This is a genomic window from Sphingomonas phyllosphaerae, assembly GCF_029623345.1.
GTDB classification, from domain to species: Bacteria; Pseudomonadota; Alphaproteobacteria; order Sphingomonadales; family Sphingomonadaceae; genus Sphingomonas; species Sphingomonas phyllosphaerae_C.
This window is the reverse complement of the sequence record NZ_JAPYKH010000009.1, coordinates 94,260-120,368: the sequence shown is the minus strand read 5'-3', so window position 1 is coordinate 120,368 and position 26,109 is coordinate 94,260. Positions and strand designations below refer to the sequence as shown.

The window sequence follows — 26,109 nt, the reverse complement described above, 5'->3', positions numbered from 1 at the left end:
CCACCCTGATCGGACGGTGTTGCTCCGGCGGTTGATCTCACAAACGATCGATTTTGACGCGCCATCATATGAGAACGTCTAGCAGCGGTCACGGACGTATCAAAACACATTCTCGATTGCGGGGACCCGTGCTAGGCACAAGAAATGAGTTTTGAGAACGCTTCATGCTGATCGGCTACGCCCGGGTCTCGACAGCGGAACAAGATCTGACACCGCAGCTCCATGCGTTGCGCGAGGCAGGTTGCGAACGGACCTTCAGCGACAAGGCGAGCGGTGCGAAGGCGAACCGCGTCGGCTTGGCAGACGCGCTCTCCCATGCCCGACCCGGCGACGTGTTGGTCGTGTGGAAGCTCGACCGCTTGGGCCGAACGATGAAGGGGTTGGTCGACCTGGCCGCTGATCTGGCGAAGCGCGGCATCGGGTTCCGATCGCTGACCGACGGCATCGACACGGCCGGCACTGCCGGCAAGCTCGTCTTCCACATTATGGCTGCCATGGCTGAAATGGAGCGCGACCTTAACCGCGAACGCACGACAGCCGCCCTCGCGGTGGCGCGGCGGGAGGGGAGGGTGGGCGGCCGGAAGACGGTGATGACGCCCAACCGGCTCGCGGCTGCTCGCAAACTCTTGGCGTCCGGGATGCCGATGCGTGAGATCGCCCCCGCGATCGGGGTCTCAGTTCCAACACTCTACCGCCACCTTCCAGCGCCGGAGCAAGAAAGCATCAGCGCGGAAGGGCAGTAACGGGATTCCGAGAGAGGGTAGCGGCCTCCGTCGTGGCTCTAGAACTCACCCTTCGTTCACGTGACCCGCAACGTCTTAAATTGGGACTTTCCTGTCAGTCAGCTTTCAGGATTAAAACGGTCGAAAGCCGTCGGTACGTGGTGTCACAACCGTTCGAGGCTGTTGAAAAAGTCGCTTTGGCTTGGAAGGGGCGCTGGTTCGAGGAATATTATTTTCGTATAGCCCCGACTGTCACAACATCTTGTGTAAAAGAGACCAACTGCAAGCAATCATATTACACGTGAGGTGGCCGCACTGCCTGCTCGCCGAGTTTTTCAACAGTCTCGTTCGGTTGTGACCACTATACCCGAGCCGTGGCGATGCTCGACAGGTCGGTTGTGGGGTCGATCGGCACCCCGGCTTCCTTTCGTTCCGAGTAGCGATCAACGAGCTGGGCCGCGTGCGGCCGAAGCAGCACCGTGAACCGCACCAGCTCCTCCATCACATCAACGATCCGATCGTAATAGCTGGATGGCTTCATGCGCCCCGCTTCATCGAACTCCTGAAAGGCCTTGGCGACGCTCGACTGGTTCGGGATCGTCACCATTCGCATCCAGCGGCCGAGGACGCGCAGCGTGTTGACGCTGTTGAACGACTGCGAACCGGCCGACACCTGCATGACCGCAAGCGTGCGGCCCTGTGTCGGTCGCATTCCACCTATCGAGAGCGGCAGGTGATCGACTTGTAGCTTCATGATGCCGGTAATCTGGCCGTGCCGCTCTGGGCTGCACCACACATGCCCCTCCGACCACATCGACAGTTCCCGCAATTCGCGGACGGCCGGGTGATCGTCCCCCGTCACCTGATCGGGCAACGGCAGCGTGGCGGGGTCAAAAATACGCGTTTCGCAGCCGAAAAATTGCAGCAGGCGGGCCGCTTCCTCAACGCACAGGCGCGAATAGGACCGTTCCCGCAAGGAGCCATAGAGCAGCAGGATGCGCGGGGGAGGATTACCGGCCCCCAACCCAAGGGCGGGACGATCGAGTGCATAGCGCCGATCAAGGGCAGGCAGATGATCGGGATCCGAGAGCGTGCGCAACGGCATTACAGACTAAGCCTTATCGCGAGTGCGGCGAGCGTCACCAGCAGCACCGGGATGGTGAGCGTTGCGCCGACCTTGAAGTAATAGCCCCAGCCGATCCGGATGCCTTTCTGCCCGAGGACGTGCAGCCACAGCAGCGTCGCGAGCGAGCCGATCGGCGTGATCTTCGGCCCAAGGTCGCAACCGATGACGTTGGCGTAGATCATCGCTTCCTTGATCGCGCCCGTGGCGTGCGTCGCGTCGATCGACAGCGCCCCCACCAGGACGGTTGGCATATTGTTCATCACCGACGACAGCAGCGCGGCGATAATCCCGGTGCCGAATGCCGCCCCCCATACGCCGCCTTGCGCGGTGCGATCGAGCAGACCGGCAAGATGATCGGTCAGGCCAGCATTCCGCAGGCCGTAGACGACCAGGTACATGCCGAGCGAGAAGATCACGACTTGCCACGGCGCGCCGACCAGCACCTTGCGCGTCTGGATGACATGGCCGCGCGCGGCGATGACGAGCAGGAGAACGGCACCGGCAGCAGCGACGGCGCTGACCGGCACGCCGATAGGTTCGAGCAGGAAGAAGCCGGCGAGCAGCAAGGCGAGGACGACCCAGCCCGCCTTAAACGTGGCAGGATCGCGGATCGCATCAGCGGGTGCGCGGAGCTGCGCCACGTCATAGCTCGCCGGTATGTCGCGCCGGAAGAACAGCAGCAGCACGACCAGCGTCGCGGCGATCGACGCCAGATCGACCGGCACCATCACCGAGGCATAATCGGCAAAGCCGATCCGGAAGAAGTCGGCCGACACGATGTTGACGAGGTTGGAGACGACCAGCGGCAGGCTGGCGGTATCGGCAATGAACCCCGCCGCCATGACGAACGCCAGTGTGGCCTTGTCCTTGTATCCCAGCGCCCGCAGCATCGCGATGACGATCGGCGTCAGGATCAGGGCCGCGCCATCATTGGCGAACAGCGCCGACACCGCCGCGCCGAGCAGGACGATCAGCACGAACAGCTGGCGACCATGCCCCCGACCCCAGCGTGCGACGTGGAGCGCTGCCCATTCGAAGAACCCGGCTTCATCGAGCAACAGGCTAACGATGATGATCGCGACGAACGTCGCGGTCGCGTTCCAGACGATGCCCCACACTACCGGCACGTCGGAGAGCGAAACGACCCCGACGAGTAGCGCTACAGCCGCCCCGCCCAGCGCGCTCCAGCCAATGCCCAAGCCCTTGGGTTGCCATATGACGAGCGCGATCGTGGCAACGAAGATAGCGAGCGCGAGCAGCATCAGGCGAGGCGCTGACCCGACGCGTCCACGACCTTTTCACCGTCTTCCTTGGCGAACGCACCTTGCTGCGGCTCTGGCAACAGATCGAGGACTGCTTCGGACGGACGGCACAGCTTCACGCCGAGCGGCGAGACGACCAGAGGCCGGTTGATGAGGACCGGATGCGCCATCATCGCGTCCACCAGCGCGTCGTCTGACAGCGCATCGTCACCAAGGCCCAGCTCCTCGTAGGGCGTCCCCTTCTCGCGCAGCAGATCGCGGGGCGTGATCCCGGCGCGATCGATCAGCTCGACCAGCAACGCGCGCGAGGGCGGCGTCTTCAGATATTCGACAACGTGCGGCTCGATGCCAGCATTGCGGATCATCGCCAGCGTGTTGCGGGACGTGCCACACTCGGGGTTGTGATAGATTACGATATCGACGGCCACGGGGCGTCCTTTCAGCAGCAGGGGGTGAGTTCGGCCAGGAGCGGCGCGCACAGTTCAGGCGAACCGGCGCAGCAATCCTTAACGAGGAACAGCATCAGCCCGCGCAGCCCGTCCAGATCGGCGCGGTAGATAATCGAACGGCTATGCCGTTCGGAACGGACTAGGCCGGCGCGGGCGAGAATGCCCAAGTGCGCTGACATGGTGTTCTGCGGCACGTCGAGCTGGCGGGCGACATCGCCGGCAGCGAGGCCGTCCGGTTCATGGCGCACCAGCAGGCGGAACACATCGAGCCGCGTGCTTTGCGCAAGCGCGCCCAATGTGGAGATAGCCGAACCGTTTTCCATATATCCAGCTTAGCAGATATATGAAGCGGCAGCCAACCCGACCATTTCAGCGAAACTAGACCCGCAACGCCTTCCGGCTCGGAACAGGATATTAGGCGCAACTCGCGCGCCGGCCTTTCCCGAGGACCAGCAGCATGATTGATTTGGATGACCCCCAAGCCGTCAAGGAAGCGTCGCGCCAAAATCGCCAGCGTCGCCTTCGTGGCCTTTCAAGACCAGTACGCCCCACCCCGCCAACTGACGATTAGGACATGGTTCCAAAACCGGTTGAGGCTGTTGAAAAAGTCGCTTTGGCTTGGAAGGGGCGCTGGTTCGAGGAATATTATTTTCGTATAGCCCCGACTGTCACAACATCTTGTGTAAAAGAGACCAACTGCAAGCAATCATATTACACGTGAGGTGGCCGCACTGCCTGCTCGCCGAGTTTTTCAACAGTCTCGGTCGGTTGTGACGCTGTGGAACCTACCACGGCCTCTCAAGGGTTTGCGTGTGTCAGAACCGTGGTTCAGAATGCCCGCTCCGGAGATCGGCAACGTGCCTCGGCTACGACCGACTTTAGGTCGGGAGCCGACCGGCAGGTCGTCGCTGGTGGCCGACCGACTGCTCGTGGGTGGCTAGCTGCCGTCCAGAGAACGGCCGGTTCAATGAGCGCGGTCCACAGGGTTTTCATTGCTCCACATGGCGCGCGCCTGACGCTCAAGCGTGATCGAACGCTTGAAGGATCGGACACGGCCCGGCCGAGCCGCTTCCGCACTCTCTCGCGAGATGGCGAAGGGAGGCGCGCACCCGCTCAAGCTCCTGAATCTTGGTGTCCAGCGCCGCAATCCGCTCATTGGCAAGCTCGCGTGCGCGGGCGCGATCGTCGGTTGCGTCGAGCGCTAGCAGTTCGCCGATCTGCTCCAACGTGAATCCGGCTGCCTGCGCCGAGCGGATAAACCGGAGGCGGCGCACGTCATCGACACCGTAGCGCCGAATACCACCGCTCGCGCCGGAGCCTCCGGGTCGGTCCGGCGTATCGAGCAAACCTCGGCGCTGATAGTAGCGCACGGTCTCGACACCGACGTCCCCTTCACGCGCGAGGCCCGCAATCGTCAGTGCCGCCATGCCTTGACTCCGTACTATAGTACGGACCCTATATAGGTTCCGCGAACAGGATGGAGAAGTGAGATGGCGACCGCGGCGCCCAAGAAAGCAACGATCTATCGCATGGTGATGCCGACGCACACCTGCCCCTATGGCGTGAAGGCCAAGGATCTGCTGCGCCGTCAAGGTTACGAGGTCGAGGATCATTGGCTGCGCACGCGCGAGGAGACCGACGCGTTCAAGGCGGAGCACGGCGTGAAGACCACACCGCAGACCTTCATCGGGGGCGAGCGGGTAGGGGGTTATGACGATCTGCGCCGCTTCTTCGGCAAGGCGGTGCGCGATCCCAAGGCGGTCACTTACCGGCCCGTAGTCGCGGTGTTCGCCATGACCGCGCTGATGGCGCTCGCGGCCAGCTACGCTGCCTTCGGCTCGCCGTTCACGGTGCGCGCCGGGGAGTGGTTCATCGCCTTCTCGATGTGCGTGCTCGCCATGCTGAAGCTTCAGAACGTCGAGAGCTTCTCGAGCATGTTCCTCAACTACGATCTGCTCGCCAAGCGCTGGGTGCCCTATTCCTACGTTTATCCCTACGCGGAAGGTGTCGGGGGTGTGCTGATGGCCGCTGGTGTGCTCACCTGGCTGTCGGTGCCGATCGCGCTCGTCATAGGGACAATCGGTGCGGTATCCGTCATCAAGGCGGTCTATGTCGACAAGCGCGAACTCAAGTGCGCCTGCGTGGGCGGAGATAGCAACGTACCTCTCGGCTTCCTCTCGCTGACCGAGAACGTGATGATGGTCGCCATGGCGCTATGGATGGTGATTGCCCCGGCTGCGCTTTCGATGCCGCACTGAGGCGTTGACTTCAGGTCCAAAAGGCTGCCGGTAGTGGGCGTGAAGTCCGGGTCTCGTCCTCTTGCCAGCGTCTTTCGCATGGCCTTCCTGGCCGTGCTTGCGATGATGCTGCTCATCCGGCTGGGGCCGATCTGCGAAGCCAGTGCTCAAGCCGCTCCGATCGCGTCGGCAATGGCCGGGTGCGAGGAAAAGAACCCTTCGGCACCGGACAAAAAAAAGGCACCGCAAGTGGCCTGCGCGACGCCCTGCATCGCCGTCCTGGGGAAAGCCCTGGCGAGAATCGAGCCGTTATCCTCGTTCCCGATCGCCGCCTGGCCGTCGCCGGCCCCTGTCATGAACGGGTGGCTGATACCGCCCGCCACTCCACCTCCACGAGCCGCGTGACCCTCCAACAGGTTTCACACATTCAATCGACGGAGATTTTTAATGACCAAGTTCAAGCTGATCGGCGCAGCGCTGGCGCTCGCCCTTCCGACCGCAGCCTTCGCGGCCGGGTCCTGCTGCGCCGACATGGCGTGCTGCAAAGACGGTGCCGATTGCTGCAAGGACGGCAAGGGCGATTGCTGCAAGGACATGAAGAAGGGCGGCGATCATGCCGGTCACGACATGTCCGGAATGCCCAAGAAGTAAGCCGGGGAGGGAGGCGTCTGCGCCTCCCTCCTTTTCAGTGGTGGGCGAACACCTTGCGTCCACCAGGTCCGAACGCAACGACGTCGTAGGGCTGGGCCTTCATGCCCGGCATCTCCATGCCCGGCGAGCCCATCGGCATCCCGGCAACCGCGAGCCCCGTCACACCCTTCGGGTGCGTTGCCAGAGCCCGCTTCATGTCGGCGATTGGCACATGACCCTCGAAAGTCATGCCGTCGATGATGGCCGTGTGGCATGAGGCCAAGTCCGCGGGCACGCCCCGGGCCTTCATGAACGCGGGCCGGTTCGCGTCATCGACGACGCGCACCGCGCGACCGAACTGAGCCTTCACCTGCTGCGCCCACTTCTCGCAACATGGGCAGCCCGGATCGCGGTGCATCAGCACCGGCCCGGCAGCCACGGCTGCGACCGGCATTACGAACGCTGCAACAGCGGCGAGAAGGCGGATGCGGGTCATGTCTATTCCTAGATGGTCGCCCCACCACAGGCAAACCCTGCGGTGGGGCGGGGGCCGATCACTGTGCAGCCTTGCCGTGCGCCCGCAGCCAGGCGTTCAGCTCGCCGACTTCCTTGTTCTGCTCGGCGATCGTCTTGGTCGCCATCTGGCGGACCTTTGCGTCCTTGGTTTCGCGCAACACGATCTGCGACATGGCAATGCCACCGCGATGATGCTCGACCATTTTGCGGACCCAGGTCTCGGTCGCATCAGCGCCCATGGCCGACATCATCTTCTGATGCATCTGCATTTCAGAAGGCGGATAGGGGTTCGCCGGCGTCGGCTTCATCATCTGACCGTGGTTCATGCCCGAATGATCCATGCCCTGCATCTGGGCGATGGCCGGGGCGGCGCCGAGTGCGGCCGCGAGGGCCAGAACAGTCATCTTCTTCATCGTGTCGCTCCTGCGTAAACACCCCCGCTCACAGGAGAGATACGGGCGCGGCGACCGTATCCCTCACGCCCGTGATCGAATTCAGCGGATCGGCTGAAGGGTATTAACTCCGACGCTCTCATCAGTTTCAGGCGGGGGAGGGGGAACCTGCTTGTCACGATAGGAGGGCAATTCGGGCGCATTTGCAGGCGTAGGATTTGCCTCGAGCCTGGCAATGGCCCGCTTCATCTGCGTGATCTCACGAACCTGGGCATCGATGATTCCGTCGGCCAACTTGCGCACCTCGGGGTCTTTGATGTGCGCGCGCTCGCTCGTCAGGATCGCGATCGAGTGGTGCGGGATCATGGCCTTCATGTAGCTCACGTCATCCACCGTCTCCTGGCTGCGGACGAGCCACAGCGCGAGCGCGAACACTACGATGCTACCGCCGATAATCGCGGCATTCGTCCGCTTGTTCTTGTACATCGACCACATGAAAAGGAGCATGATGATTGCCATCGTCGCGCCCATCACGAAGGCCATCCAGAACCGCGTCTGGCTGAACTCGATATGCCCGAGGGCATAGACGTTCACGTACATCAGCCCGAACATGACAACGGTCGAGGTTACCACCATCGCCGCGAAGCGACCGTAGCCCATTTCCATGTTCATCTTGCCTTGGTGGTCATCCATCACGCGACTCCCTGTCTGGAAATATGCCCCCCGGCTTTACGGCGCGACCGTTTCGGCCAGCGCATGAAAAGAAGGATCGCGCCTGACACCGCGAAAACGAGACCGCCTGCGGCGAAAGCGTTGAGCCACGGTGTGTTGAACCGCTCGTGCTCCGTCCAATCCATGATGTGGAGGCCCCAGAAGAAGTCGTACAGCCGCCACGTTCCTGTCCGGACTGATGCGACCCGCCCCGTCTCCGCCGCTACATAGATGCGGGTGGCGTCATCGTCGGCGAACGAGGCACGCCATGCCGGCAAGGCTCCGCGATACTCGATACTGGCTCGTTCGATCCGCTCGATGGTGGGCGCGGGCACACCATCCCCTCGGTACGCCTTTTGAGCGATCGTCCCTGCCACCCGGGCATCCAGTGGCGGAAGCGGCGCAGCCGTGCGGGCGTCCAGCAGACGAATTTGACCATCCACAAGCTGTGCCTCGACGATCGGCCGCCCGAGCAGCATGCGGTGCTGAAGCTGGCGGACCGGCGCTCCTGCCGACGCAAGCAAGGTAGGCATCGGCGCGAACCCTTGGGTGCTCGACAGCGCCGGCTCGGCGTTCCGTTCGATCCGGTGATCGCCATGCACGGTGTCGATGGGGAGCAGGCTCATCACAAGGCCGCTGGTGAACCAGACGATCGCCTGCGCGCCGATCAGAAGAGCAAGCCAGCGGTGGATCTTGCTCGCTCCAAGGTGGAGGCGGAGCCGCGGGCTCAGAACCAGGTCCTCACGCCGGCGACGAAGCTGAAGCCGCCCGTGTCGTCACCCCGCGCCCGCGAGAAGCGCGCCGTGTCGCCGAACTGCCGTTCCCATGACACGCCGATATAGGGCGCGAACTCACGGCGGCCCTCGTAGCGGAGCCGCAAACCGGCCTCCAGGTCCGTAAGCCCAGAGCCGATCCCGGTCTCCCGCACGTCCTGGGCCGCGAAGTTGGCCTCCACCCTGGGCTGGAGAACGAAGTAGTTGGTGATGCGCTGGTCGTAATAGCCCTCGGCGCGGGCGAGCACGTCACCCTTGTCGGAGAGGAACAGCGCGCCCTCCACTTCGAACTGGTAGGGGGCCAGGCCCTCTATCCCGATCGTCGCATAGGTGCGCGACGGATTGGGCTTGAAGTCGTAGCGGACGCCGGCCTGGAGGTTCCAATAGGGATCAAGGGCGTGGCTGTAGAGCGCCTGCACCTCGGCACTCTCCAGCGACTTGCCGAAGCCGCCTTCGCCCTCCGACTTCAGCCAGAGCCGATTGATGTCGCCCCCGATCCAAGCCTCGCCATCCCAACGGTAGCCGTCACTTCCCTTGCGAGCCTGATACTCCGCGAGATTGAAGAGCACCTGGTAGTAGGTCATCCCGCCATGCTCGCGCCGCAAGTCGTTCTCGCGGGAGTTGGCCATGGTATCCGTTCCCCAGAAGCGATCGGCGAGATGATCGCCGGACGGCGCGGGAGCAGGCTTGTTGCCGGGAGGAAGATCGGTCCCGACCTTGGCGCCTGCCTGATTACCCTCCATCGCCATACCGGGCATCGCGCTCATGTCATGCCCGGCATGCGGGTCCTGCCCCGCTGCTGCCGGGGAGCCCATTCCGGGCATAGCGGACATGTCGTGGCCGGCGTGCGGATCCTGGGCGGGCGCGGGCTGCTGCCCGCCCATGTTCATCCCCTGCATTCCGCTCATGTCGTGACCGGCTTGCGGATCGGCGGTCGGAGCCTGTGCGGCCGGGGCGCGACGGGGAGCCTTACGCCGAACAGGGGCCTTCCGTTTGGCCGCAGGTTTCGCGGCTGCTTTCCGCGCGGGCTTGGAGGTCGCCTTGGCCGCGGGCTTTGCCGGCATGGTCATCCCCGGCATGTTGTGCATGGAATGATCCATGCCCTGCCCGAACACGGGGCTGGCGACGACTGCCGAGGCAAGGCCGGCGAGAAGGAGCGACCGGTTCACGCTGCCGCCTCCCCGGCCTTGCGGACCTGGACGACGCGCATCATGCCTGCGTGCATGTGGTAGAGCATGTGGCAGTGGAACGCCCAATCGCCTTCCTCGCCTGTCACGTCCCAGCTCACCGTGCCACCTGGCTGGACGAGCACGGTATGTTTTCGGGGCGCGTACGCGCCTTTCCCCGTCACCAGGTCGAAGAAGTGACCGTGGATATGGATGGGGTGCCCCATCATCGTGTCATTGATGAGGGTGACACGCACCCGCTCCCCGTGCAGCAGGGTGATCGGATCGGGACTCTCCGACAGCTTCTCGCCATCGAAGCCCCACATGTACCGTTCCATGTTGCCGGTAAGGTGGAGCTTGATCTCGCGCTCGGGAGCCCGGGTGTCGGGATTGCGGTCTAGGGCAACAAGATCGCGATAGGTCAGCACGCGGTGCCCGACGTTCTCCAGTCCCTGACCTGGCTCGCCGGTGCGATCGACGGGCATAGCCGAGATGGTCTGGACGCCCGGACCCTTCTTCACGCCGGGGGCCTTCGAGAAGTCGCGCATGTTCATGTCGCCCATGTCCATCCCGGCCATCGACTGCCCATCCGCCATGCCCGGCATCGCGCCGGACCCGTGAGCCATCCCGGCCTTTGCGCCGCTCTGACCTTGCGGCGCTGTCATCCCGGCCATGGCGCCAGCAGCAGCGCCGGCCGCGCCATGGTTCATCTGGGAATGGTCCATGCCCTGCATCGAACCGGCACCCGCTCCATGGTCCATCGTGCTGTGGTCCATGCCCGCCATCGATCCGGCCTCTGCACTGGTCGTACCGCTCCCCATGCCCTTCATGGAACCGTGATCCATGGTGCTTATGTCATGGCCGCCCATGCCCATGTCCTTCATGGTCGCGAGCGGCCGCTTGCGGAGCGGCGGGACTTCTGCCGCCATGCCCTCGCGGGGTGCGAGAGTCGCGCGCGCCATGCCGGACCGGTCGACGCTTTCGCCCACCAGCGTGTAGGCACGCATGTCGGGCGGCGTGACGATCGCATCATAGGTTTCGGCCGGACCGAACTGGAACTCGTCGATCTGAACGGGGCGCACGTTCAACCCATCGGCCGCGACGATCGTCATCGGCAGGCCGGGAATGCGGACGTTGAAGGTCGTCATGGACGACGCGTTGATGAAGCGAAGCCGCACCCGCTCGCCCGGCCGGAACAACGCGGTCCAGTTATCCTTCGGACCGTAGCCGTTGACCAAGTAGGTGTAGGTCGAGGCGGTCACGTCGGCGACGTCGGCGGGGTCCATCCGCATCTTGCCCCACATCAGCCGCTCTTTCAGCGGCTGATCCTTGCCCGCCAGCAGCCCGCTTAGAGTCTGGCGCTGGCGGTTGAAGTAGCCCGACTCCTTCTTCAGGCGGTCGAAAAGGTAGTGCGGGTGCTGGAAGCTGTGATCAGACAGTACGATGACGTGCTCGCGATCGAACTGCACCGGGTCGGGGTCCTTGGGGTCGATCAGGATCGGCCCGTAGTGCCCCTCCTGCTCCTGGAGCCCCGAGTGGCTGTGATACCAGTAGGTGCCGCTCTGGATGATCGGGAACTCGTAGGTGAAGGTCGAGCGCGCGGGGATGCCCGGGAAGTTGATGCCGGGCACACCGTCCATCTGGAAGGGCACCAACAGCCCATGCCAGTGGATTGACGTCTCCTCGTCCAGCTCGTTCATGACATGAAGGCGGACGTTCTGCCCCTCGCGCAAGCGGATGAGCGGAGCGGGCACGGTGCCGTTGATGCCGATCGCGTGGCTCTGCCGTCCGTCGATCATCATCATCTGGTGAGCGATCTTTAACGTAATGTCGTCGCCCGAAACTGTCGGCAACGGCTTGGCGATGCCCGCGGACACCGGCTGCGCCCACGCCGGCATATAGGCCGACAGAGCAAGGCCGCTTCCGGCTAGGGTGGCACCGCGCAGCACTTGGCGGCGGTCGAGAACGCGCGACATGAAAGCTCCTCGAAGGTGGGCCGCGACCGGCCCGTTTCACACCTTCTACGCGTCCCGCACGCCGATCCCTTGTTCAGTGTTCAACTTTTCGAGGAGGCGCGAGCGGGCACGGTAGAGGCGGGTTTCGACAGCCTTCTGGCTGATCCCCAGCACGTCGGCGGTTTCGGCTTGGCTCAAACCCTCGATGGTGCGCAGCACCAGAGCCTCTTTTAGATTCATGGGCAGAGCGGAAATGGCTTTTGTTACCCGGTCCAGCTCCTGGCGGTCGGCTGCGCCGTCGTCGATCGCCACCTGATCGTCCACCACAGCTTCAGCCCGATGATCGATGGGGGCCGCGAAGGAGAAGAACCGGCGCACCGTGCGCTTTCGCGCCCAGTCACGACATTTGTTGATCGCGATCGTCGAAAGCCACGCTCTCATGGCGCGCTGCCCGTCGTAGCGCGGGAGGGCCTGGTGTGCGGCCACGAACGTCTCCTGCACCAGATCGAGCGCTTCGTCGGGTTCGCCGACGCATGCCCGCGCGAGCCGGAACACCGGCTGTTGGTAGCGTCGCACGATTTCGGCGAAAGCGGCCTGCCGACCCGCGATGCTGAGCGTCGCCAGCTCGCCATCGGACAGCGTGGTCCAATCGAGGCTCACCCCTGGCCGTCGGTGAGCGCCTTCACCACCGCGTCGTCGAACTGGGAGGTCTGATCGGTCCGCAGAAGCTGCCGCATGGCGAAGATATGCGCCAACGTGGCCTTCTGCAGCTCGCCCATCGCGGCATGGCTCTGATCGACCGCGGCCGTGACCCGCGGGCCGTTGCCGTGCTCGGCCTCGATCGCCTCGGCGAGCCGGGCATTGGTCGCGCGCAACTCCAGCTCGAGAGCGCGCCGTTGCACCGCGAACCGGTCCTCCAGAACCTTCAGCTTTGCCTGCTGATCGGCATCGAGCGCGAGCTTGTGGTGCAGTACCTCGTGCAGCGCGGTGCCCGGCTGCTTGGGATGGGGCAACAGCGCACGTCCGACGAACACGCCTCCGATCGCCGCAACAAAGGCGAGGACGACACACAGAATGACGCGCTTGGTCGAGGTCACGGCTCGCCTATCAGCAAAGTCGAGGGTGCGAGCGGCGAAGCCCCACCGAGCGGTGCGAGCGACACCGCGGGGCTCGCGGTCGCCGGCAACTCGGCACCGATCATGCCGATCGCCAATGCCGCGACCGTCACCACACCGAAGCCGAGCCCGGCCTGTCGCACGACCGGCCGGGTGCCGATGCGGGCGAGAACACGTGCTTCGACGTCGTCCAGCGCGGCCGGAACAGGTGCTCCCGCCAATCTCGCCAACGCACTGTCCAGATCATCCATGTTTTCCACTCCGCCCCTCTAACACTGGTTACGCAGCGCTGCCCATCATCCCTCATCGGTCGCGTGAGGGTTACGCGACTGTGCCGCGTAGAATGGACAGAACATCACGGAGTAACCTCATGCGTCGCGCCCTAGTCCCTGCCGCCCTTGCCATCCTCGGGCTCGCCAGCGCCGCTCAGGCTCACCCTAAGTTGCTGTCCGCCTCACCGGCGCCGAACGCGACTGTCACCAAGCCAGCGCGTCTCGCGCTTCGGTTCAGCGAAAAGCTGATGCCGAAGTTTTCGGGCGCGGACCTGATGATGACAGCGCATGGCGGCGCCGCGCACCCGCCCATGAAGGTCGCGGCTGCAGCCGGGGTCGCCGATGATGGCCGCACGCTCATCGTCACGCCCAAGGCGCCGCTCGCCGCGGGCCGCTACAGCGTCGCGTGGCACGTGGTCTCGGTCGACACTCACCGGGTAGCCGGAAACTTCGCCTTCGCGGTCAAGTAAGGGTGGAGACCGACTGGCCGCTGATCGCGGTTCGCTTCGCGCTCTATGCAACGCTGAGCGGATTGTTCGGCCTGTCGGCCTTCAGTCTCTACGGCCTCAAAGCGGGCGAGCGCGCCGACGCGCTCGCCTTGCGCCCCTGGCTCGTCGGAAGCGGCCTGCTCAGCCTCCTGTTCTCCGGGATCGCCCTCGCGCTGCTGGCGGCGGCGATGGCCGGGGCGCCGGCCTGGCCGATCGATCGGGAGGCGATCGGGATGCTCCTCTCCGGGTCCGCGACGGGCGCCGCGTGGGAAGCGCGCATGGCTGCGCTCGCGGTGGCGTTGATCGCGGCCCTCGTGGCAGCCGGTCGCGCGGCTCTGCTCGGCCTGGTGGCGTTCGCTGCGGGCGTGGCGCTCGCCACGCTTGCTTGGACGGGGCACGGCGCGATGGACGAGGGCGCTGTTGGCTGGGTGCATCTGGGCGCCGACATTCTCCACCTGCTTGCGGGCGGGGCCTGGGCCGGCGCCCTGCTCGGGCTCGTGCTTCTCGTCGCCCGGCCGGTTGGTCGCGTCGATGCCACCCATCTGACGCTGACGCACCGCGCACTGCACGGGTTTGGCTTGGTGGGCACGATAATGGTCGGCACGATCGCCGTCACCGGGATCGTCAATGCCTGGTTGCTGGTCGGCCTCGCCAATCTGCCGAACCTCACAGCTACGGTCTACGGCCAGCTTCTGATCGCCAAGCTCGCCCTCTTCGGCGCGATGCTCGCGCTTGCGTCGTTCAACCGCTTTCGGCTTACGCCGGCGTTCGAGCGCTCGATCACCGCGGTCGATCATTATGGCGCGCTTCGCGCCCTGCGGCGCAGCCTCGCAGTTGAGGCGAGCTGCGCAGTGGCGATCCTGGCGCTCGTCGCATGGCTGGGAACACTCGAACCGCCCGCTTCGGCGATGTGAGGGGCGGGCGGCCGAATGCCGCCCGCCTCGCTCAGGCGGCCATCTTCTCGCATTCCTCGGCGCAACGGTTACAGGCCGCGACGCAATCCTCCATGCCGGCGAGCCCTTCGCAACTCGCCGCGCACGCCCGGCAAATCTCGGCGCACTCGCGGCAGATATGACGATGGTGTTCGGATTTGCGGGCCATGAAGTCGATCGCGACCGCGCAAATCTGCACGCAATCGGCCATGATTTTCATGTGCTGCGGCTCGGCGTGCTTCCCACCTGCCTCAAGGCAGTGGTTCATCGCCATATGAAGACAGGTGATATGGCATTCGTGGCAGGCGTCCATGCACGCCTTCATCGCGGGGTCCATCTGATGCATCGGTCATTCTCCGTCTTATCCCCGCCCTAAAGGGGATACGCGCCAGGTCGCACTTTCCCTCGCCTGCTTGGCCCTTTTCGAGGGGCAACGCCTTCGGCCGCGTAGCTCATATGAGGCGGCTTGGCCGCACTGTCGCGGGTTAAGCTCGACCTGGCCTTGACCCTGACACGGTGTCAGACCCTACATGCCTTCGGGTCGAAGGAGTTACGCCATGAACGATCCTCATTCTCATGCCCATACCGGGGGTTGCGGCTGCTCAGCAAAGTCAGCCGAGCCGGCTGCCGAGCCCGCTTCATGCTGCTCTGGGGCCTCTACCGCGTCAGTGCCAGTCGAACAGGCCGGCAAAATGGCTGGCTGCTGTTCGGGACCCAAGGGGCCCGGCGAAGCGACCAAGGTAGCGGACCCGGTGTGCGGCATGACGGTCGATCCGGCGAAAACGGCGCACCATGCTGAGCACGCCGGCAATGAATACCATTTTTGCAGCGCCGGGTGCCGGACCAAGTTCGTGGCTGATCCGAACGCCTATCTCGGCGATAAGCCAAAACCTGAGCCAACAGCGACGCCGGGCGCGATGTGGACGTGCCCGATGCACCCGCAAGTCCGCCAGGAGGGGCCGGGCACGTGCCCTATCTGTGGCATGGCGCTCGAGCCCGAAGAACCATCGCTCGACGACACACCCAACCCCGAGCTGGTCGATTTCACACGCCGGCTGTGGGTGGCCGGCGCACTGACGATCCCGCTCCTCGTCGTTTCGATGTTTGCCGAGATGCTCGGCCTCAATGTCGTCAGTCCTGCGGCCTCGCCGTGGGTCCAGCTCGCGCTTACCGCGCCGATCGTGTTGTGGGCGGGCTTGCCGTTTTTTGAGCGAGGATGGACCTCGATCCGAACCCGCCATCTCAATATGTTCACGCTGATCGCGATCGGGGTCGGCGCGGCCTTCCTCTACAGCGTGGTCGCGACGCTCGCGCCGGGCCTGTTCCCCGCGACGTTTCGGATGCACGGAGGGATGGTCCCGATCTATTACGAGGCCGCCGGCGTCGTGGTGACGCTGGTGCTGCTCGGGCAGGTGCTCGAACTGCGCGCCAGGGCGGCGACGGGGCGCGCGATACGCGCCCTCATGGATCTCGCTCCCAAAACAGCCCGACGGTTGCGAACTGACGGCTCGGAGGAAGAAGTCGGCCTTGCTGACGTCGCCGCTGGCGATCGGCTGCGGGTCCGTCCCGGCGAAGCGATTCCTGTCGATGGCGTGGTGGTCGAAGGCCGTTCGTCGGTCGATGAATCCATGCTCACCGGCGAGCCTGCACCGGTCCTCAAGGAAGTAGAGGCGGCCGTCACGGGGGGCACCGTCAACGGCACGGGTAGCCTGGTTATGGAAGCCCGCGCCGTCGGTGCGGATACGATGCTGGCGCGGATCGTCCGCATGGTCGCCGAAGCGCAGCGCAGCCGCGCCCCGATTCAGGCGGTCGCCGATCGGGTGTCGGGCTGGTTCGTGCCGCTGGTCGTGCTGATCTCGGTGGTGACGTTCGTGGTATGGTCGCTAGTCGGCCCTGAGCCGCGCATGGGCCATGCCCTGCTCAACGCTATCGCCGTGCTGGTCATCGCCTGTCCGTGCGCGCTCGGGCTCGCCACACCCATGTCGATCATGGTCGGCACCGGGCGCGGCGCGACAGCCGGGGTGCTGGTCAAGAATGCGGAAGCCTTACAGGGGCTAGAGAAGGTCGATACGCTCGTCATCGACAAGACGGGCACGCTCACGGAAGGCAAGCCTAAGCTGGTCGCGGTCGAGACGGTCGGCGCAGTAGCGGAAAACGACATGCTCGCGCTTGCCGCGGCCGTCGAAGGGCAATCCGAACACCCGCTCGCTCACGCGATCGTCGTTGCCGCCAAGGAGCGGGCATTGCAGCTCGGCACGGTCGCGGACTTCGCCTCGCAAACCGGCCTGGGTGTCAGCGCAAAGGTCGACGGCCGCTCGGTCGTAATCGGCAACGCCGCGCAAATGAACCGGATCGGCGCTGATCCCAAGCCGGTCGATGCCGCTGCTGATCATCATCGTAGCGAGGGCGCAGGTGTCATCCTGGTCGCGATCGATGGGGCGCTCGCTGGCTTGCTGGCGGTCGCCGATCCGGTGCGGGCATCGGCACGCGACGCCATTGCCGCACTTCGCAAAGAGGGCTTGCGCGTTGTCATGCTCACCGGCGACAATCGTGGGACCGCCGATGCGGTCGCGCGCGCGGTAGGCGGCCTCGATGACGTGCGCGCCGATCTGCGGCCGGAAGACAAAGCGCGCATCATCGGCGAGCTGAAGGCAAGCGGCGCCAAGGTCGCGATGGCCGGCGACGGCATCAATGACGCCCCGGCGCTTGCCGCTGCGGACGTGGGCCTGGCGATGGGCACGGGAACGGACGTGGCGATCGAAAGCGCCGGCATGACGCTCACGCGCGGCGACCTGTCGGCGATCGTGCGAGCGCGCAAGCTCGCCCACGCGACGATGCGCAATATCCGCCAGAACCTGTTCTTCTCGTTCTTGTTCAACGGCATCGGCGTGCCGGTTGCGGCCGGGGTGCTGTATCCCGTCGCCGGCATTCTGCTCTCGCCGATGCTAGCCGGTGCGGCGATGGCGCTCTCGTCTTTCACTGTCGTTCTGAACGCGCTGCGGCTCAACGCGGTGAAGTTGTGAACATCGGAACGGCGTCGGACGCCAGCGGCGTCTCTCAGCGCATGATCCGCCACTACGAGAAGATTGGCCTGGTGCCTGCGCCGCCTCGGCGCGGAAGCTACCGGGATTATTCAGAGGCCGATGTTCACCGGCTGCGCTTCATTGCCAATGCGCGCGATCTGGGGTTCCCGATCGAGGAGATCCGCACACTCCTCGGCCTCTGGTCGGATCGCAGCCGTTCGAGCAGCGAAGTAAAGATGCTGGCCCAGGCGCGCGCCGATGAACTTGGGCGTAAGGCGGCTACGCTCGAAGCTATGCGATCGACGCTGCTGGACCTGGTGAACCGCTGCCACGGGGATGATCGACCGGACTGCCCGATCCTTCGCCGTATGGAAGCATAGGGTCGCGGCTACTCGCTTGGGCGACGAGAAACGCCGTCCCGCCACGGTCGTTGCGAAGAGCGTAGCGTGATCCGCAAAGTTGCCGCCCGACCGCGGATCGCGTCCATCGTTCGTCCCATCTCGCGCGAGATCTGTGCGATAGTCTGTCTGGCCGTCACACGCCGGCGTAGCTCGGCATCGGCCTCCTCCGTCCAGCGTGCTCCCCGCTGACCGGTCAGCCCAAGATCTCCTCGATCAGGAGCAGCCCCAAAAAGCCGATGAAGAACATGGCACTGATAAGCGGCGTGTCGGGCTTCTCGTGCGCCTCAACCAGCAGCTCCTCAGTCACCAGGTAGAGGAGCGCCATGAGCCCGAAACTCAGGAACCCGGCAATCACGACGGGCGGGAACAGAGCCACGGGCGTCGCCAGCGCAGCGCCGATCGGAAGCAGCAATGCAATCCCCACCGTGATCGCCACGATGCGGGCCTTTGATCTAACCGTCTCGCCGAGTTCGGTCGTCACGGTCAACCCGAGGAACAGCACCTCGAGGGTTAAGGCGATGGTGAGCAGCAGACCCGCCTTGCCGCCTGCGACGAACGCCAGCCCCAGCACCAGCCCGTCGATCAGAATGTCGACGCCGACCGCGGCGAGCATGGCAATCGGTCCCTTGGCGCGGCTCTCGATCGCCTTGAGCGATAGCATGACGATAATGCCGATTGCCCCACCGATGAACGTCGCGATGGGCGAGCCTTCGTGCATCACCTGGGGGAGGATTTCGACCGCGGCAGCGGCGAACACCACGCCTGCCGCCAGATGTTGCATGGCGCTTACGACGGCTTCGCTCGGTCGTCTGGTAACGGCGACCAGCGAACTGAGCAGCACGGCCGCGACCGGGATCAGGGTGAAGGCTACGGCCTGCATCGCCACCCCCTCAAACGGTCTTGTCGGATTCGAGCACGCACGGCGTCCCCGGATCGGTCTCGATCTGGATCGTCGCGTGATCGATTCCGAACTTTTCCTTCAGCGCTGCCGCGACGCCGGCCGTGTAGGCGTCGCCGGGATAGCCGCCCGGGACGAGCAGATGCACGGTCAGTGCCGTCTCGGTCGTGCTCATCGGCCAGACGTGGAGATCGTGGATCTCCTGCACGCCCTCGCGTCCGCGCAAGAAACTGCCGATCTCCTCGGGGTCGAGGCCGGGGGTGCGGCCTGAAGGCTCATGTTCACGGAATCGCGCAGCAGCCCCCACGTCCCGATCGCGATTACCGCAACGATGACGAGGCTCGTCACCGGGTCGATCCAAGTGAGCCCGGTCTTCACGATGATGAAGCCTGCCACCACGACGCCGGCCGACACCGCGGCGTCGGCCGCCATGTGGAGGAACGCGCCCTTGATATTGAGGTCGCCCTTGCGCCCCGACATGAACAGGAGCGCAGTCGCCGTGTTGACGACGATGCCGATCGCCGCGACGATCATCACCGTGCCGCCCGCAACCGGAGCTGGCTCGGAAAAGCGACGGATCGCTTCCACCGCGATTACGACGATCGCCACGAGCAGTAGTAGCGCGTTCAGGAACGCCGCCAGGATTGACGAGCTGCGGAAGCCATAGGTGTATTTGCCGCCAGGGCGACGCTTACCCAGCGTCGCCGCGCCCCAAGCGATCAGTAGGCCCAGTACGTCGCTCAGATTGTGGCCGGCATCTGCCAGCAGCGCCATCGACCCCGACGCGACGCCGTAACCGGCCTCGATGATGACAAAGCCGAGATTGAGGGCAGTGCCGATCGCGAACGCCTTGCCAACGCTCACGGGGGGCGTGGCTGTGCCCATGCCCCCCGTGAGCGTGGCCGTGGTCGTGACCGCCCGGTTCACTATGGTCATGGGCATCACCGCCCGCTGCATGATCGTGCATGAGCTGCCTTTCAACGCGCCGAAGCGGGAAGAGGAGGGAGTTCGAGATGGCCGTCCGACGGGGCCGGCAGCGTGCGCGCGCCGAAGCGGGCGTAGAGCGTCGGCAGCACGAACAGCGTCAGCAACGTCGCCGAGATCAGGCCCCCGATGACGACGGTCGCGAGGGGCTTCTGCACCTCCGCACCGGCGCCGTGTCCCAGCGCCATCGGCACGAACCCGAGCGACGCGACCAGCGCGGTCATGGCGACTGGCCTGAGCCGGGCAAGCGCTCCCTGATGCGCCGCGACGGCGCGTTCCACGCCGTCACGCATCAGATCGTGGATGGAGGACACCATCACCAACCCGTTGAGGACTGCGACACCCGATAGTGCGATGAAGCCCACGGCCGCGGAAATGGAGAACGGCATCCCCCGCAGCACCAGCGCCAGCACACCGCCCACCAGCGCCAGGGGGACGCCGGTGAACACGATCAGTGCGTCTCGAACCGAGCCTAGCGCCCCGTAGAGTAGCAGCATAATGACTACGAAGCAGATCGGCACCACGAGTGCGAGGCGATCACGGGCCGATGCCAAGTTCTCGAACTGACCGCCCCATTCGAGGTACGTTCCTGCCGGCAGCTTCACTTGAGCATCGATCGCCGCGCGGGCGTCTGAGACCACGCCCGCCACGTCACGGTCGCGCACATTCGCCTGCACCACCACGCGCCGTTTTCCGTTTTCCCGGCTGATCTGGTTCGGTCCGTCGACAACGGCAATATCCGCCACGGTCGACAGCGGCACGAAGCCGCCCCCCGAAGTCGGCACCGGCACCTGGGCAACGGCCGTCAGGTCCGACCGAGAGCTTTCCGCCATTCGGATGACGACGGGGAAGCGGCGATCCCCCTCGAAGATCACGCCGGCCTGTCGTCCGCCGATGGCAGCGGCGACCGTGTCCTGCACGTCGCCGGCGGTTACGCCGACGCGCGACATTGCGGTGCGGTTCGGCCGGATGTCGAGCATCGGCAGGCCTTCGGTCTGCTCGACCCGCACGTCTGCGGCACCCTGAGTCCGGCGCAGAATGCCGGCGATCCGATCCGCGGTCGCGTTCATCTCGCCGAAGTCGTCGCCGAACACCTTGATTGCGATATCCCCGCGGACGCCCGCGATCAGCTCGTTGAAACGCATCTGGATGGGCTGCGTGATCTCGTACGCGTTACCCGGAAGGGTGGAGAGACGCTTTTCCAAGCGCTCCACCAGCTCTTCCTTGGAGAGGCCGGGGTCCGGCCATTCCGCCTTCGGTTTCAGGATGACGAAGGTGTCCGTCGCGTTCGGCGGCATTGGGTCCGACGCGATCTCGGACGTGCCCGTGCGCGAGAATGCGAAGCGAACCTCCGGCGCCTTGGCCAATGCCTTCTCGACCTGGAACTGCATGGCCTGACTCTGATCGACCGACGTGCCGGGGATGCGCACGGCCTGCACGAGGATGTTGCCCTCATCGAGCTGTGGCAAAAATTCCTGTCCCAGCGTGGTGAAGGCGACACCGGCAAGCGCCAGTGCGCCGATTGCGACGCCGATGGTGAGCGTCGGGCGGCGCATCGCGGCGTCGAGCCCCGGTTCGTAGCGCTGCCGGAGGAACGTCACGGCCCGGCTCTCCTTCTCCTCCACCCGCTTGCTCAGCCAGATGGCGATCGCCGCGGGCACGAAGGTCAGCGACAGGATGAAGGCGAACACGAGCGCGATGATGACGGTGAGCGCCATCGGCTCGAACATCTTGCCCTCGACCCCGGTGAAGGTGAGCAAGGGCGCATAAACGAGGATGATGATCGCCTGCCCGTAGACGGACGGTCGGATCATCTCACGGGCTGACGCTGCGACCAACCCGAGCCGCTGTTCCATCGTCAGCTCGCCGTCGCGCCCATGCTGAGCTTCGGCGAGACGCCGTAATGCGTTCTCGACGATGATGACCGCACCGTCCACGATTAGGCCGAAATCGAGCGCGCCGAGGCTCATCAGATTGGCCGAGACGCCCGCCTTCAACATGCCGATGCTGGTGAGCAGCATCGTGATCGGGATGACGAGAGCCGCGATCAGCGCCGCGCGGAAGTTGCCGAGCAGGGCGAACAGGACGACGATGACCAGCAGCGCGCCTTCGGCGAGATTGCGGGCAACCGTCGAAATGGTGGAGTTTACCAGCTCGGTCCGGTTCATCACGGGCTTCACGACCACATCGACCGGCAACGAGCGCCCGATCTGCGTCAGCCGTTCGCCCACCCCCGTTGAAACGGTGCGGCTATTCTCGCCAATCCGCATGACGGCGGTCCCGACTACCACTTCGTGGCCGTTCTCGGACGCCGAGCCCATGCGGAGTGCTTGACCCGTTCGAATGGTCGCGATCTGGTTGAGCAGGATCGGCACACCCTCCCGGGTGGCGACTACGGTGCGGGCAAGCTCGTCGGCATTGCGCACCCGCCCATCGGATCGGACGGCCAGTCCTTCGCCGTTGCGATTGACGACACCGGCACCGGCGCTGGTGTTATTGCGCTCCAACGCAGTGGTGAGGTCCTGCAGCGTCAGCCGCATGGCAGCCATGCGCTGCACGTCGGGAACAACGAGATATTCCTTGGTGTATCCGCCAAGGGAGTCGACCCCCGCCAGTCCTTCGGTGCTTTTGAGCTGAGGCGTGACGATCCAGTCTTGAACGGTGCGGAGGTAGGTCGCCTTGTCGGCCTCGCTGACGAGGTGATCGCCTTCAGGCGTGATGTAGCTGCCGTCCCGTTGCAGCCCAGGCTCGCCGTTGCGATGGCGAACCTGATCCAGCTCGCGGTACTCGACGGTCCACATGAAGATGTCACCGAGTCCGGTTGCGATCGGCCCCATTTCGGGGTTTACGCCCTCGGGAAGATCTTCCTCCGCAGTCCGCAGCCGCTCGGCCACCTGTTGTCGGGCAAAGTAGATATCGGTCTTTTCATTAAAGACGGCCGTGACTTGGGCGAACCCGTTGCGGCTGAGCGAACGAGTATATTCAAGGCCGGGGATGCCAGCGAGCGCGGTCTCAACCGTGAACGCGACCTGCTTCTCGATTTGATCGGGGGAGAGGGCAGGGGCGACGACGTTGATCTGCACCTGGTTGTTGGTGATGTCGGGAACGGCGTCGATCGGGAGCTGGCGCAGCGCGCCGATGCCGAGCAGAGCCGCGGCGACGGTGAGAAGCAGGACAAGCCAACGCTTCTCGACGGAGAGGGTGACGATGCGACCGATCATGGCTCAGTCCTCGTCCCCGCCTTCGCCCTTGCCGAGTTCGGCCTTGAGCGTGAAGCTGTTGGTGGAGGCGATACGCTCCGAGCCGGTGAGCCCGGACGTGACGACGACCTGACCGCCGTTGGTGCGCCCCAATGTCACCGGCGTCGCCCGGAACCCGGTCGGGGTCCGCACGAACACGAACGACTTGTCCTCGATCATCTGAACCGCGGCCGAGGGCACGGCGACGGTGCGGTCCCCGCTTGCGGGCACCAGGATCGACACATTGACCGTCTCGCCGACGCGCCATGTGCTGCCGGCATTGTCGAGGGTGACAATCACCGGCACCAAGCGCGTCGTCTCGTCCAGAACGGGGGAGACGAACGTGACGCGCCCTTCCTGGCGGCGACCCGTCGCTGTCACCTCGACACGCGCACCGGGCTTTACCCGGCCCGCATCGCTGGGCACCAGCGAAGTCGCGACCGTGACCTTGGATAGGTTGGCGACCCGGAAAAGCTCGGCGTCGGCCGCGACCGTCTGCCCGAGCGTCGCCGAGCGCGCGATGACTTGGCCGGCGATCGGCGAGCGCACCGCGATGCGGTTGAGCGCACCGCCCCCGCTGCCGGTCGCGGACAATTGCTGCTGCGCCAAGCGAAGTGCGATACTGGCTTCCGTCGCTGCGGTACGCGCCGCGACAAGATCCTGTTCCGGCGAGACGCGCTCAGCAAACAGGCGCTGCTCGCGACGAAGGTTCGATTGCGCGAGGGCGGCACGAGCCCGAGCGGCTTCGACCTCCGCCTTGAGTGACGCGGCTTCGCGGCTCTCGATGATGGCGAGCGGATCGCCGCGGCCGACGGTTTGTCCGAGATTGCGGGTCAGTGAGACGAGACGCCCGCCCACCGACGCCGACACCACCTGCACGCCCTGCGGATCGCCCTCGATGGTCGCCGAAAGCTCGATCGCACCGGCGACGCCACCTACCGTTGGCCGCGTGACCTCGATGCCGGCATCCGCAATCTGCTGCGCGGACAAGGTGACGACATCCTTCGGACCTTCCTTGGTCTCGCTGGCCTCGGCACCTTCCGACTTTTCGGCTCCGGCCTTTTCGCCGGCTTCACCATTGCTGCCGGCTCCACCGCATCCGGCAAGGATGAGGGCCAGGGTCACGGGCGCCAGCGTCCGCATGATGATCTTCGTCATTGGATGGTTTCCTCGGGGGAGGGCGCGGCGGCAACGAGCCGTTCCAGGCGTGCCTTTGCGTCGTGATAGGTGGCGAGTGCGTCGATCGCGGCGGTGCGCGTCTCGGACAGGGTCCGCTCGGCATCGAGCAAGTCGAGCTGGCCGAACTTGCCCTCGCGGTAGCCGATCCGGGCAATGCGAGCCGCCTCGGCAGCCGACGCCAGCACCGGGCCGCTCGCATTGCGTGCGGACGTGGCGGCATTGGCCACCTCCGCCTGAGCGTTCGCGATGTCCTGGGCGACGTCCAGCTCGGCGGCACGCCGCACGGCCTGCGCTTGATCGCTCTGCGCGCGCGCCTGGGCGACGGCTGCCTTGCCGTTGTTAAAGACGGGGAAGGGGATGGACACCCCAAATACGGCGGCGACGTCGTTGGTCGCCTCGAGCCGTCGTGCGCTCGCGCTCAACGTCACATCGGGAACGCGCTGCGATCGAGCGAGCCGCACCTGTGCCTCGGCCGTCGTTGCGTCGGCGCGGGCGGCGGCCAGCGCCAGCGTGCCGGCGGGTTCGATCGGCCTTGCCGGTCCGAAGCCCTCGACACGATCATACCATGCGAGGTCCAGCGGGCCGGTCACGGGCTGGCCGATCCGGCGCGCGAGATTGTCCCGCGCCACTTCGGCAAGGCGCTGGGCACGCTCGACGGCCGTCTCTGCATTGATGCGCAGCACATCGGCACGCTGCTGTTCGAGCGGTGACGCACGTCCCGCCTGCACGCGGACACCGGCTGCGCGTAGCGCCTCCCGGGCGATGCCGGCCTGTTCGCGGGCTGTGACGAGGCGGCGTTCGGCCGATGTTGCCTGGATGTAGAGCTGGGTGACGGCAAGGCGGAGATCGGCCTCGGCCAGCGCCGTTCCGATCCGCGCCCGGTTGCCGATCGCGTCAGCGACCGCGATCCGGGCCGAGCGCTTGCCCCCAAGCTCGATCGGAAGCGCCAGGCCAGCTGTCGTCTCCGCACTGCGGAGGCCCCGGTATTGGCCGCTGCCGGCGATGTTCTCGGTCTCGGCGACTATTGACGGGTTGGGGCGATAGCCTGCGACGGTACGCCCCGCCTCGGCGGCCCGCACCCCTGCCGTGGCTGCTTCAAGGCTAGGGGCAGTTGCACCGGCGAGCGCCAACGCCCGATCAAGCGTGAGCGGGGGACTGGTCGATGCTGGCTCGGACGATTGCGCGTGCGCGATCGATGCGCACGACGCCACGGCCAATAAGGCCGCGATAATACGGAACATGGTGACGAACTCCTGACGGACCTGGGAAGCCGCTCGGGAAGCTCCCGGCGGATTAGGCTCGTCAGGCTTGGGGAGGTCGCAGGGCTGGGTCCGAAGGCACTGGTGCCATCGGATCGTGGTTCCACGCGAGCGGCGCCATAGGGAGGGCACTCAGAGAAGCAGCAAGATTGGGCTCGAACGGCACGCCGATATGATGGCCGTGGCATCCGCCATGATGGTGCGGGTAGGCCTTGTCGGCGTCGGCCGGAACTTGGTCCCCGTCGCCATCGCTATGTTCGAGCGAGCTGGCGGAGGTAGAATCGACGCATCTCACACCTTCGGTCGCGTGCGCGACCGATCCCAGCCCAAGCGACAGCATGAGCATGAGACAAAGGAACAAGGCGGAGAGCCGGTGCATC

At 65.2% G+C, this 26,109-nt stretch carries 28 protein-coding genes and 1 pseudogene; 7 read left to right on the top strand and 22 right to left on the bottom strand.

Features of this window, described 5'->3' with window-relative positions; translation table 11 throughout:
* Positions 1 to 164: 164 nt before the first annotated feature.
* On the top strand, positions 165 to 743 hold the full coding sequence (locus QBJ89_RS10970) for a recombinase family protein (RefSeq protein WP_056454970.1): 579 nt from the start codon (positions 165 to 167) through the stop codon (positions 741 to 743).
* A gap of 340 nt (positions 744 to 1,083) precedes the next feature.
* On the opposite strand, the gene arsH is transcribed toward QBJ89_RS10970, so the two are convergent.
* The 5 genes from arsH to QBJ89_RS10945 all read right to left on the bottom strand — a co-directional run bounded on the left by arsH (position 1,084) and on the right by QBJ89_RS10945 (position 4,986).
* The gene (gene arsH, locus QBJ89_RS10965; protein ID WP_093330660.1) at positions 1,084 to 1,827 is read right to left on the bottom strand and encodes an arsenical resistance protein ArsH; all 744 of its coding nucleotides are present in this window, start codon (positions 1,825 to 1,827) and stop codon (positions 1,084 to 1,086) included.
* The gene (locus tag QBJ89_RS10960; protein ID WP_093330658.1) at positions 1,827 to 3,110 is read right to left on the bottom strand and encodes an arsenic transporter; all 1,284 of its coding nucleotides are present in this window, start codon (positions 3,108 to 3,110) and stop codon (positions 1,827 to 1,829) included. The genes arsH and QBJ89_RS10960 overlap by 1 nt, the downstream gene beginning before the upstream one ends.
* Complete coding sequence (gene arsC / locus QBJ89_RS10955; protein WP_093330655.1) at positions 3,110 to 3,538, bottom strand: arsenate reductase (glutaredoxin); 429 nt, start codon at positions 3,536 to 3,538, stop codon at positions 3,110 to 3,112. Before arsC ends, QBJ89_RS10960 begins: the two co-directional genes overlap by 1 nt.
* 11 nt (positions 3,539 to 3,549) lie before the next feature.
* Entirely contained in the window at positions 3,550 to 3,882 is a 333-nt protein-coding gene (locus QBJ89_RS10950; protein ID WP_093330653.1) for an ArsR/SmtB family transcription factor, read from the bottom strand.
* A 696-nt stretch (positions 3,883 to 4,578) separates the two neighbouring features.
* A complete protein-coding gene (locus QBJ89_RS10945) occupies positions 4,579 to 4,986 on the bottom strand; it encodes a MerR family transcriptional regulator (RefSeq protein WP_056454901.1) in 408 nt (135 codons plus the stop codon).
* A gap of 63 nt (positions 4,987 to 5,049) precedes the next feature.
* Here QBJ89_RS10945 and QBJ89_RS10940 point away from each other — a divergent pair, with 63 nt between their 5' ends.
* On the top strand, positions 5,050 to 5,817 hold the full coding sequence (locus tag QBJ89_RS10940) for a glutaredoxin (RefSeq protein ID WP_248524730.1): 768 nt from the start codon (positions 5,050 to 5,052) through the stop codon (positions 5,815 to 5,817).
* Between the two features lie 146 nt (positions 5,818 to 5,963).
* On the opposite strand, the gene QBJ89_RS10935 is transcribed toward QBJ89_RS10940, so the two are convergent.
* On the bottom strand, positions 5,964 to 6,179 hold the full coding sequence (locus QBJ89_RS10935; protein WP_248524731.1) for a hypothetical protein: 216 nt from the start codon (positions 6,177 to 6,179) through the stop codon (positions 5,964 to 5,966).
* Positions 6,180 to 6,243: 64 nt separating this feature from the next.
* On the opposite strand from QBJ89_RS10935, the gene QBJ89_RS10930 reads away from it, so the two are divergent.
* Positions 6,244 to 6,447 (top strand): hypothetical protein, encoded by a 204-nt coding sequence (locus tag QBJ89_RS10930; RefSeq protein WP_056025225.1) that lies wholly within the window; start codon positions 6,244 to 6,246, stop codon positions 6,445 to 6,447.
* A 34-nt stretch (positions 6,448 to 6,481) separates the two neighbouring features.
* Here QBJ89_RS10930 and QBJ89_RS10925 read toward each other — a convergent pair whose 3' ends face one another.
* The 9 genes from QBJ89_RS10925 to QBJ89_RS10885 all read right to left on the bottom strand — a co-directional run bounded on the left by QBJ89_RS10925 (position 6,482) and on the right by QBJ89_RS10885 (position 13,305).
* Entirely contained in the window at positions 6,482 to 6,922 is a 441-nt protein-coding gene (locus QBJ89_RS10925) for a DUF411 domain-containing protein (RefSeq protein ID WP_248524732.1), read from the bottom strand.
* Between the two features lie 58 nt (positions 6,923 to 6,980).
* Entirely contained in the window at positions 6,981 to 7,355 is a 375-nt protein-coding gene (locus QBJ89_RS10920; protein WP_277980535.1) for a DUF305 domain-containing protein, read from the bottom strand.
* A gap of 81 nt (positions 7,356 to 7,436) precedes the next feature.
* The gene (locus tag QBJ89_RS10915; protein WP_277980534.1) at positions 7,437 to 8,027 is read right to left on the bottom strand and encodes a DUF305 domain-containing protein; all 591 of its coding nucleotides are present in this window, start codon (positions 8,025 to 8,027) and stop codon (positions 7,437 to 7,439) included.
* Positions 8,027 to 8,737, bottom strand: coding sequence for a PepSY domain-containing protein (locus QBJ89_RS10910; protein WP_277980580.1), 711 nt, complete (start codon positions 8,735 to 8,737; stop codon positions 8,027 to 8,029). The genes QBJ89_RS10915 and QBJ89_RS10910 overlap by 1 nt, the downstream gene beginning before the upstream one ends.
* A gap of 35 nt (positions 8,738 to 8,772) precedes the next feature.
* Positions 8,773 to 9,987, bottom strand: coding sequence for a copper resistance protein B (locus tag QBJ89_RS10905; protein WP_431522530.1), 1,215 nt, complete (start codon positions 9,985 to 9,987; stop codon positions 8,773 to 8,775).
* Positions 9,984 to 11,960 (bottom strand): copper resistance system multicopper oxidase, encoded by a 1,977-nt coding sequence (locus QBJ89_RS10900; protein WP_093330615.1) that lies wholly within the window; start codon positions 11,958 to 11,960, stop codon positions 9,984 to 9,986. The genes QBJ89_RS10905 and QBJ89_RS10900 overlap by 4 nt, the downstream gene beginning before the upstream one ends.
* Before the next feature lie 45 nt (positions 11,961 to 12,005).
* Positions 12,006 to 12,599 carry an RNA polymerase sigma factor gene (locus QBJ89_RS10895; protein ID WP_126720306.1) on the bottom strand — a complete coding sequence of 198 codons (594 nt, stop codon included), beginning with the start codon at positions 12,597 to 12,599 and terminating at the stop codon, positions 12,006 to 12,008.
* Positions 12,596 to 13,036, bottom strand: a complete 441-nt coding sequence (locus QBJ89_RS10890) for a periplasmic heavy metal sensor (protein WP_248524737.1) — start codon at positions 13,034 to 13,036, stop codon at positions 12,596 to 12,598. Before QBJ89_RS10890 ends, QBJ89_RS10895 begins: the two co-directional genes overlap by 4 nt.
* Positions 13,033 to 13,305 carry a hypothetical protein gene (locus tag QBJ89_RS10885; protein ID WP_248524738.1) on the bottom strand — a complete coding sequence of 91 codons (273 nt, stop codon included), beginning with the start codon at positions 13,303 to 13,305 and terminating at the stop codon, positions 13,033 to 13,035. The genes QBJ89_RS10890 and QBJ89_RS10885 overlap by 4 nt, the downstream gene beginning before the upstream one ends.
* Before the next feature lie 119 nt (positions 13,306 to 13,424).
* Between QBJ89_RS10885 and copC the strand changes: the two genes are divergently transcribed.
* Both copC and copD read left to right on the top strand, forming a co-directional pair.
* A complete protein-coding gene (copC, locus tag QBJ89_RS10880; protein WP_277980533.1) occupies positions 13,425 to 13,796 on the top strand; it encodes a copper homeostasis periplasmic binding protein CopC in 372 nt (123 codons plus the stop codon).
* A 2-nt stretch (positions 13,797 to 13,798) separates the two neighbouring features.
* Complete coding sequence (copD, locus tag QBJ89_RS10875) at positions 13,799 to 14,728, top strand: copper homeostasis membrane protein CopD (protein WP_277980532.1); 930 nt, start codon at positions 13,799 to 13,801, stop codon at positions 14,726 to 14,728.
* Positions 14,729 to 14,759: 31 nt separating this feature from the next.
* Here the strand turns inward: copD and QBJ89_RS10870 are convergent, their stop codons facing one another.
* Positions 14,760 to 15,092, bottom strand: coding sequence for a four-helix bundle copper-binding protein (locus tag QBJ89_RS10870; RefSeq protein WP_277980531.1), 333 nt, complete (start codon positions 15,090 to 15,092; stop codon positions 14,760 to 14,762).
* A gap of 415 nt (positions 15,093 to 15,507) precedes the next feature.
* Here QBJ89_RS10870 and QBJ89_RS10865 point away from each other — a divergent pair, with 415 nt between their 5' ends.
* Both QBJ89_RS10865 and QBJ89_RS10860 read left to right on the top strand, forming a co-directional pair.
* Positions 15,508 to 17,769, top strand: a complete 2,262-nt coding sequence (locus QBJ89_RS10865; protein ID WP_431522529.1) for a heavy metal translocating P-type ATPase — start codon at positions 15,508 to 15,510, stop codon at positions 17,767 to 17,769.
* The gene (locus QBJ89_RS10860; protein WP_151989797.1) at positions 17,766 to 18,149 is read left to right on the top strand and encodes a MerR family DNA-binding protein; all 384 of its coding nucleotides are present in this window, start codon (positions 17,766 to 17,768) and stop codon (positions 18,147 to 18,149) included. Before QBJ89_RS10865 ends, QBJ89_RS10860 begins: the two co-directional genes overlap by 4 nt.
* A 214-nt stretch (positions 18,150 to 18,363) precedes the next feature.
* On the opposite strand, the gene QBJ89_RS10855 is transcribed toward QBJ89_RS10860, so the two are convergent.
* The 6 genes and pseudogenes from QBJ89_RS10855 to QBJ89_RS10830 all read right to left on the bottom strand — a co-directional run bounded on the left by QBJ89_RS10855 (position 18,364) and on the right by QBJ89_RS10830 (position 26,108).
* The gene (locus QBJ89_RS10855; protein ID WP_277980529.1) at positions 18,364 to 19,050 is read right to left on the bottom strand and encodes a ZIP family metal transporter; all 687 of its coding nucleotides are present in this window, start codon (positions 19,048 to 19,050) and stop codon (positions 18,364 to 18,366) included.
* 10 nt (positions 19,051 to 19,060) lie between these two features.
* Positions 19,061 to 20,035, bottom strand: a pseudogene (locus QBJ89_RS10850) (cation diffusion facilitator family transporter).
* A gap of 10 nt (positions 20,036 to 20,045) precedes the next feature.
* Positions 20,046 to 23,273, bottom strand: a complete 3,228-nt coding sequence (locus QBJ89_RS10845; protein ID WP_277980528.1) for an efflux RND transporter permease subunit — start codon at positions 23,271 to 23,273, stop codon at positions 20,046 to 20,048.
* Positions 23,274 to 23,276: 3 nt separating this feature from the next.
* Positions 23,277 to 24,449 (bottom strand): efflux RND transporter periplasmic adaptor subunit, encoded by a 1,173-nt coding sequence (locus QBJ89_RS10840; protein WP_277980527.1) that lies wholly within the window; start codon positions 24,447 to 24,449, stop codon positions 23,277 to 23,279.
* The gene (locus tag QBJ89_RS10835) at positions 24,446 to 25,711 is read right to left on the bottom strand and encodes a TolC family protein (protein WP_277980526.1); all 1,266 of its coding nucleotides are present in this window, start codon (positions 25,709 to 25,711) and stop codon (positions 24,446 to 24,448) included. The genes QBJ89_RS10840 and QBJ89_RS10835 overlap by 4 nt, the downstream gene beginning before the upstream one ends.
* 61 nt (positions 25,712 to 25,772) lie before the next feature.
* On the bottom strand, positions 25,773 to 26,108 hold the full coding sequence (locus tag QBJ89_RS10830) for a hypothetical protein (RefSeq protein ID WP_277980525.1): 336 nt from the start codon (positions 26,106 to 26,108) through the stop codon (positions 25,773 to 25,775).
* Between the last annotated feature and the right edge of the window lies 1 nt (position 26,109).

Coding starts and splice junctions, on each gene's coding strand:
- QBJ89_RS10970 (WP_056454970.1), top strand. CDS start 165: ATGCTGATCGGCTACGCCCGGGTCTCGACAGCGGAACAAGATCTGACA.
- arsH (WP_093330660.1), bottom strand. CDS start 1,827: ATGCCGTTGCGCACGCTCTCGGATCCCGATCATCTGCCTGCCCTTGAT.
- QBJ89_RS10960 (WP_093330658.1), bottom strand. CDS start 3,110: ATGCTGCTCGCGCTCGCTATCTTCGTTGCCACGATCGCGCTCGTCATA.
- QBJ89_RS10950 (WP_093330653.1), bottom strand. CDS start 3,882: ATGGAAAACGGTTCGGCTATCTCCACATTGGGCGCGCTTGCGCAAAGC.
- QBJ89_RS10945 (WP_056454901.1), bottom strand. CDS start 4,986: ATGGCGGCACTGACGATTGCGGGCCTCGCGCGTGAAGGGGACGTCGGT.
- QBJ89_RS10940 (WP_248524730.1), top strand. CDS start 5,050: ATGGCGACCGCGGCGCCCAAGAAAGCAACGATCTATCGCATGGTGATG.
- QBJ89_RS10930 (WP_056025225.1), top strand. CDS start 6,244: ATGACCAAGTTCAAGCTGATCGGCGCAGCGCTGGCGCTCGCCCTTCCG.
- QBJ89_RS10925 (WP_248524732.1), bottom strand. CDS start 6,922: ATGACCCGCATCCGCCTTCTCGCCGCTGTTGCAGCGTTCGTAATGCCG.
- QBJ89_RS10920 (WP_277980535.1), bottom strand. CDS start 7,355: ATGAAGAAGATGACTGTTCTGGCCCTCGCGGCCGCACTCGGCGCCGCC.
- QBJ89_RS10915 (WP_277980534.1), bottom strand. CDS start 8,027: ATGGATGACCACCAAGGCAAGATGAACATGGAAATGGGCTACGGTCGC.
- QBJ89_RS10900 (WP_093330615.1), bottom strand. CDS start 11,960: ATGTCGCGCGTTCTCGACCGCCGCCAAGTGCTGCGCGGTGCCACCCTA.
- QBJ89_RS10885 (WP_248524738.1), bottom strand. CDS start 13,305: ATGGATGATCTGGACAGTGCGTTGGCGAGATTGGCGGGAGCACCTGTT.
- copC (WP_277980533.1), top strand. CDS start 13,425: ATGCGTCGCGCCCTAGTCCCTGCCGCCCTTGCCATCCTCGGGCTCGCC.
- QBJ89_RS10870 (WP_277980531.1), bottom strand. CDS start 15,092: ATGCATCAGATGGACCCCGCGATGAAGGCGTGCATGGACGCCTGCCAC.
- QBJ89_RS10865 (WP_431522529.1), top strand. CDS start 15,508: ATGACGGTCGATCCGGCGAAAACGGCGCACCATGCTGAGCACGCCGGC.
- QBJ89_RS10855 (WP_277980529.1), bottom strand. CDS start 19,050: ATGCAGGCCGTAGCCTTCACCCTGATCCCGGTCGCGGCCGTGCTGCTC.
- QBJ89_RS10845 (WP_277980528.1), bottom strand. CDS start 23,273: ATGATCGGTCGCATCGTCACCCTCTCCGTCGAGAAGCGTTGGCTTGTC.
- QBJ89_RS10840 (WP_277980527.1), bottom strand. CDS start 24,449: ATGACGAAGATCATCATGCGGACGCTGGCGCCCGTGACCCTGGCCCTC.
- QBJ89_RS10835 (WP_277980526.1), bottom strand. CDS start 25,711: ATGTTCCGTATTATCGCGGCCTTATTGGCCGTGGCGTCGTGCGCATCG.
- QBJ89_RS10830 (WP_277980525.1), bottom strand. CDS start 26,108: ATGCACCGGCTCTCCGCCTTGTTCCTTTGTCTCATGCTCATGCTGTCG.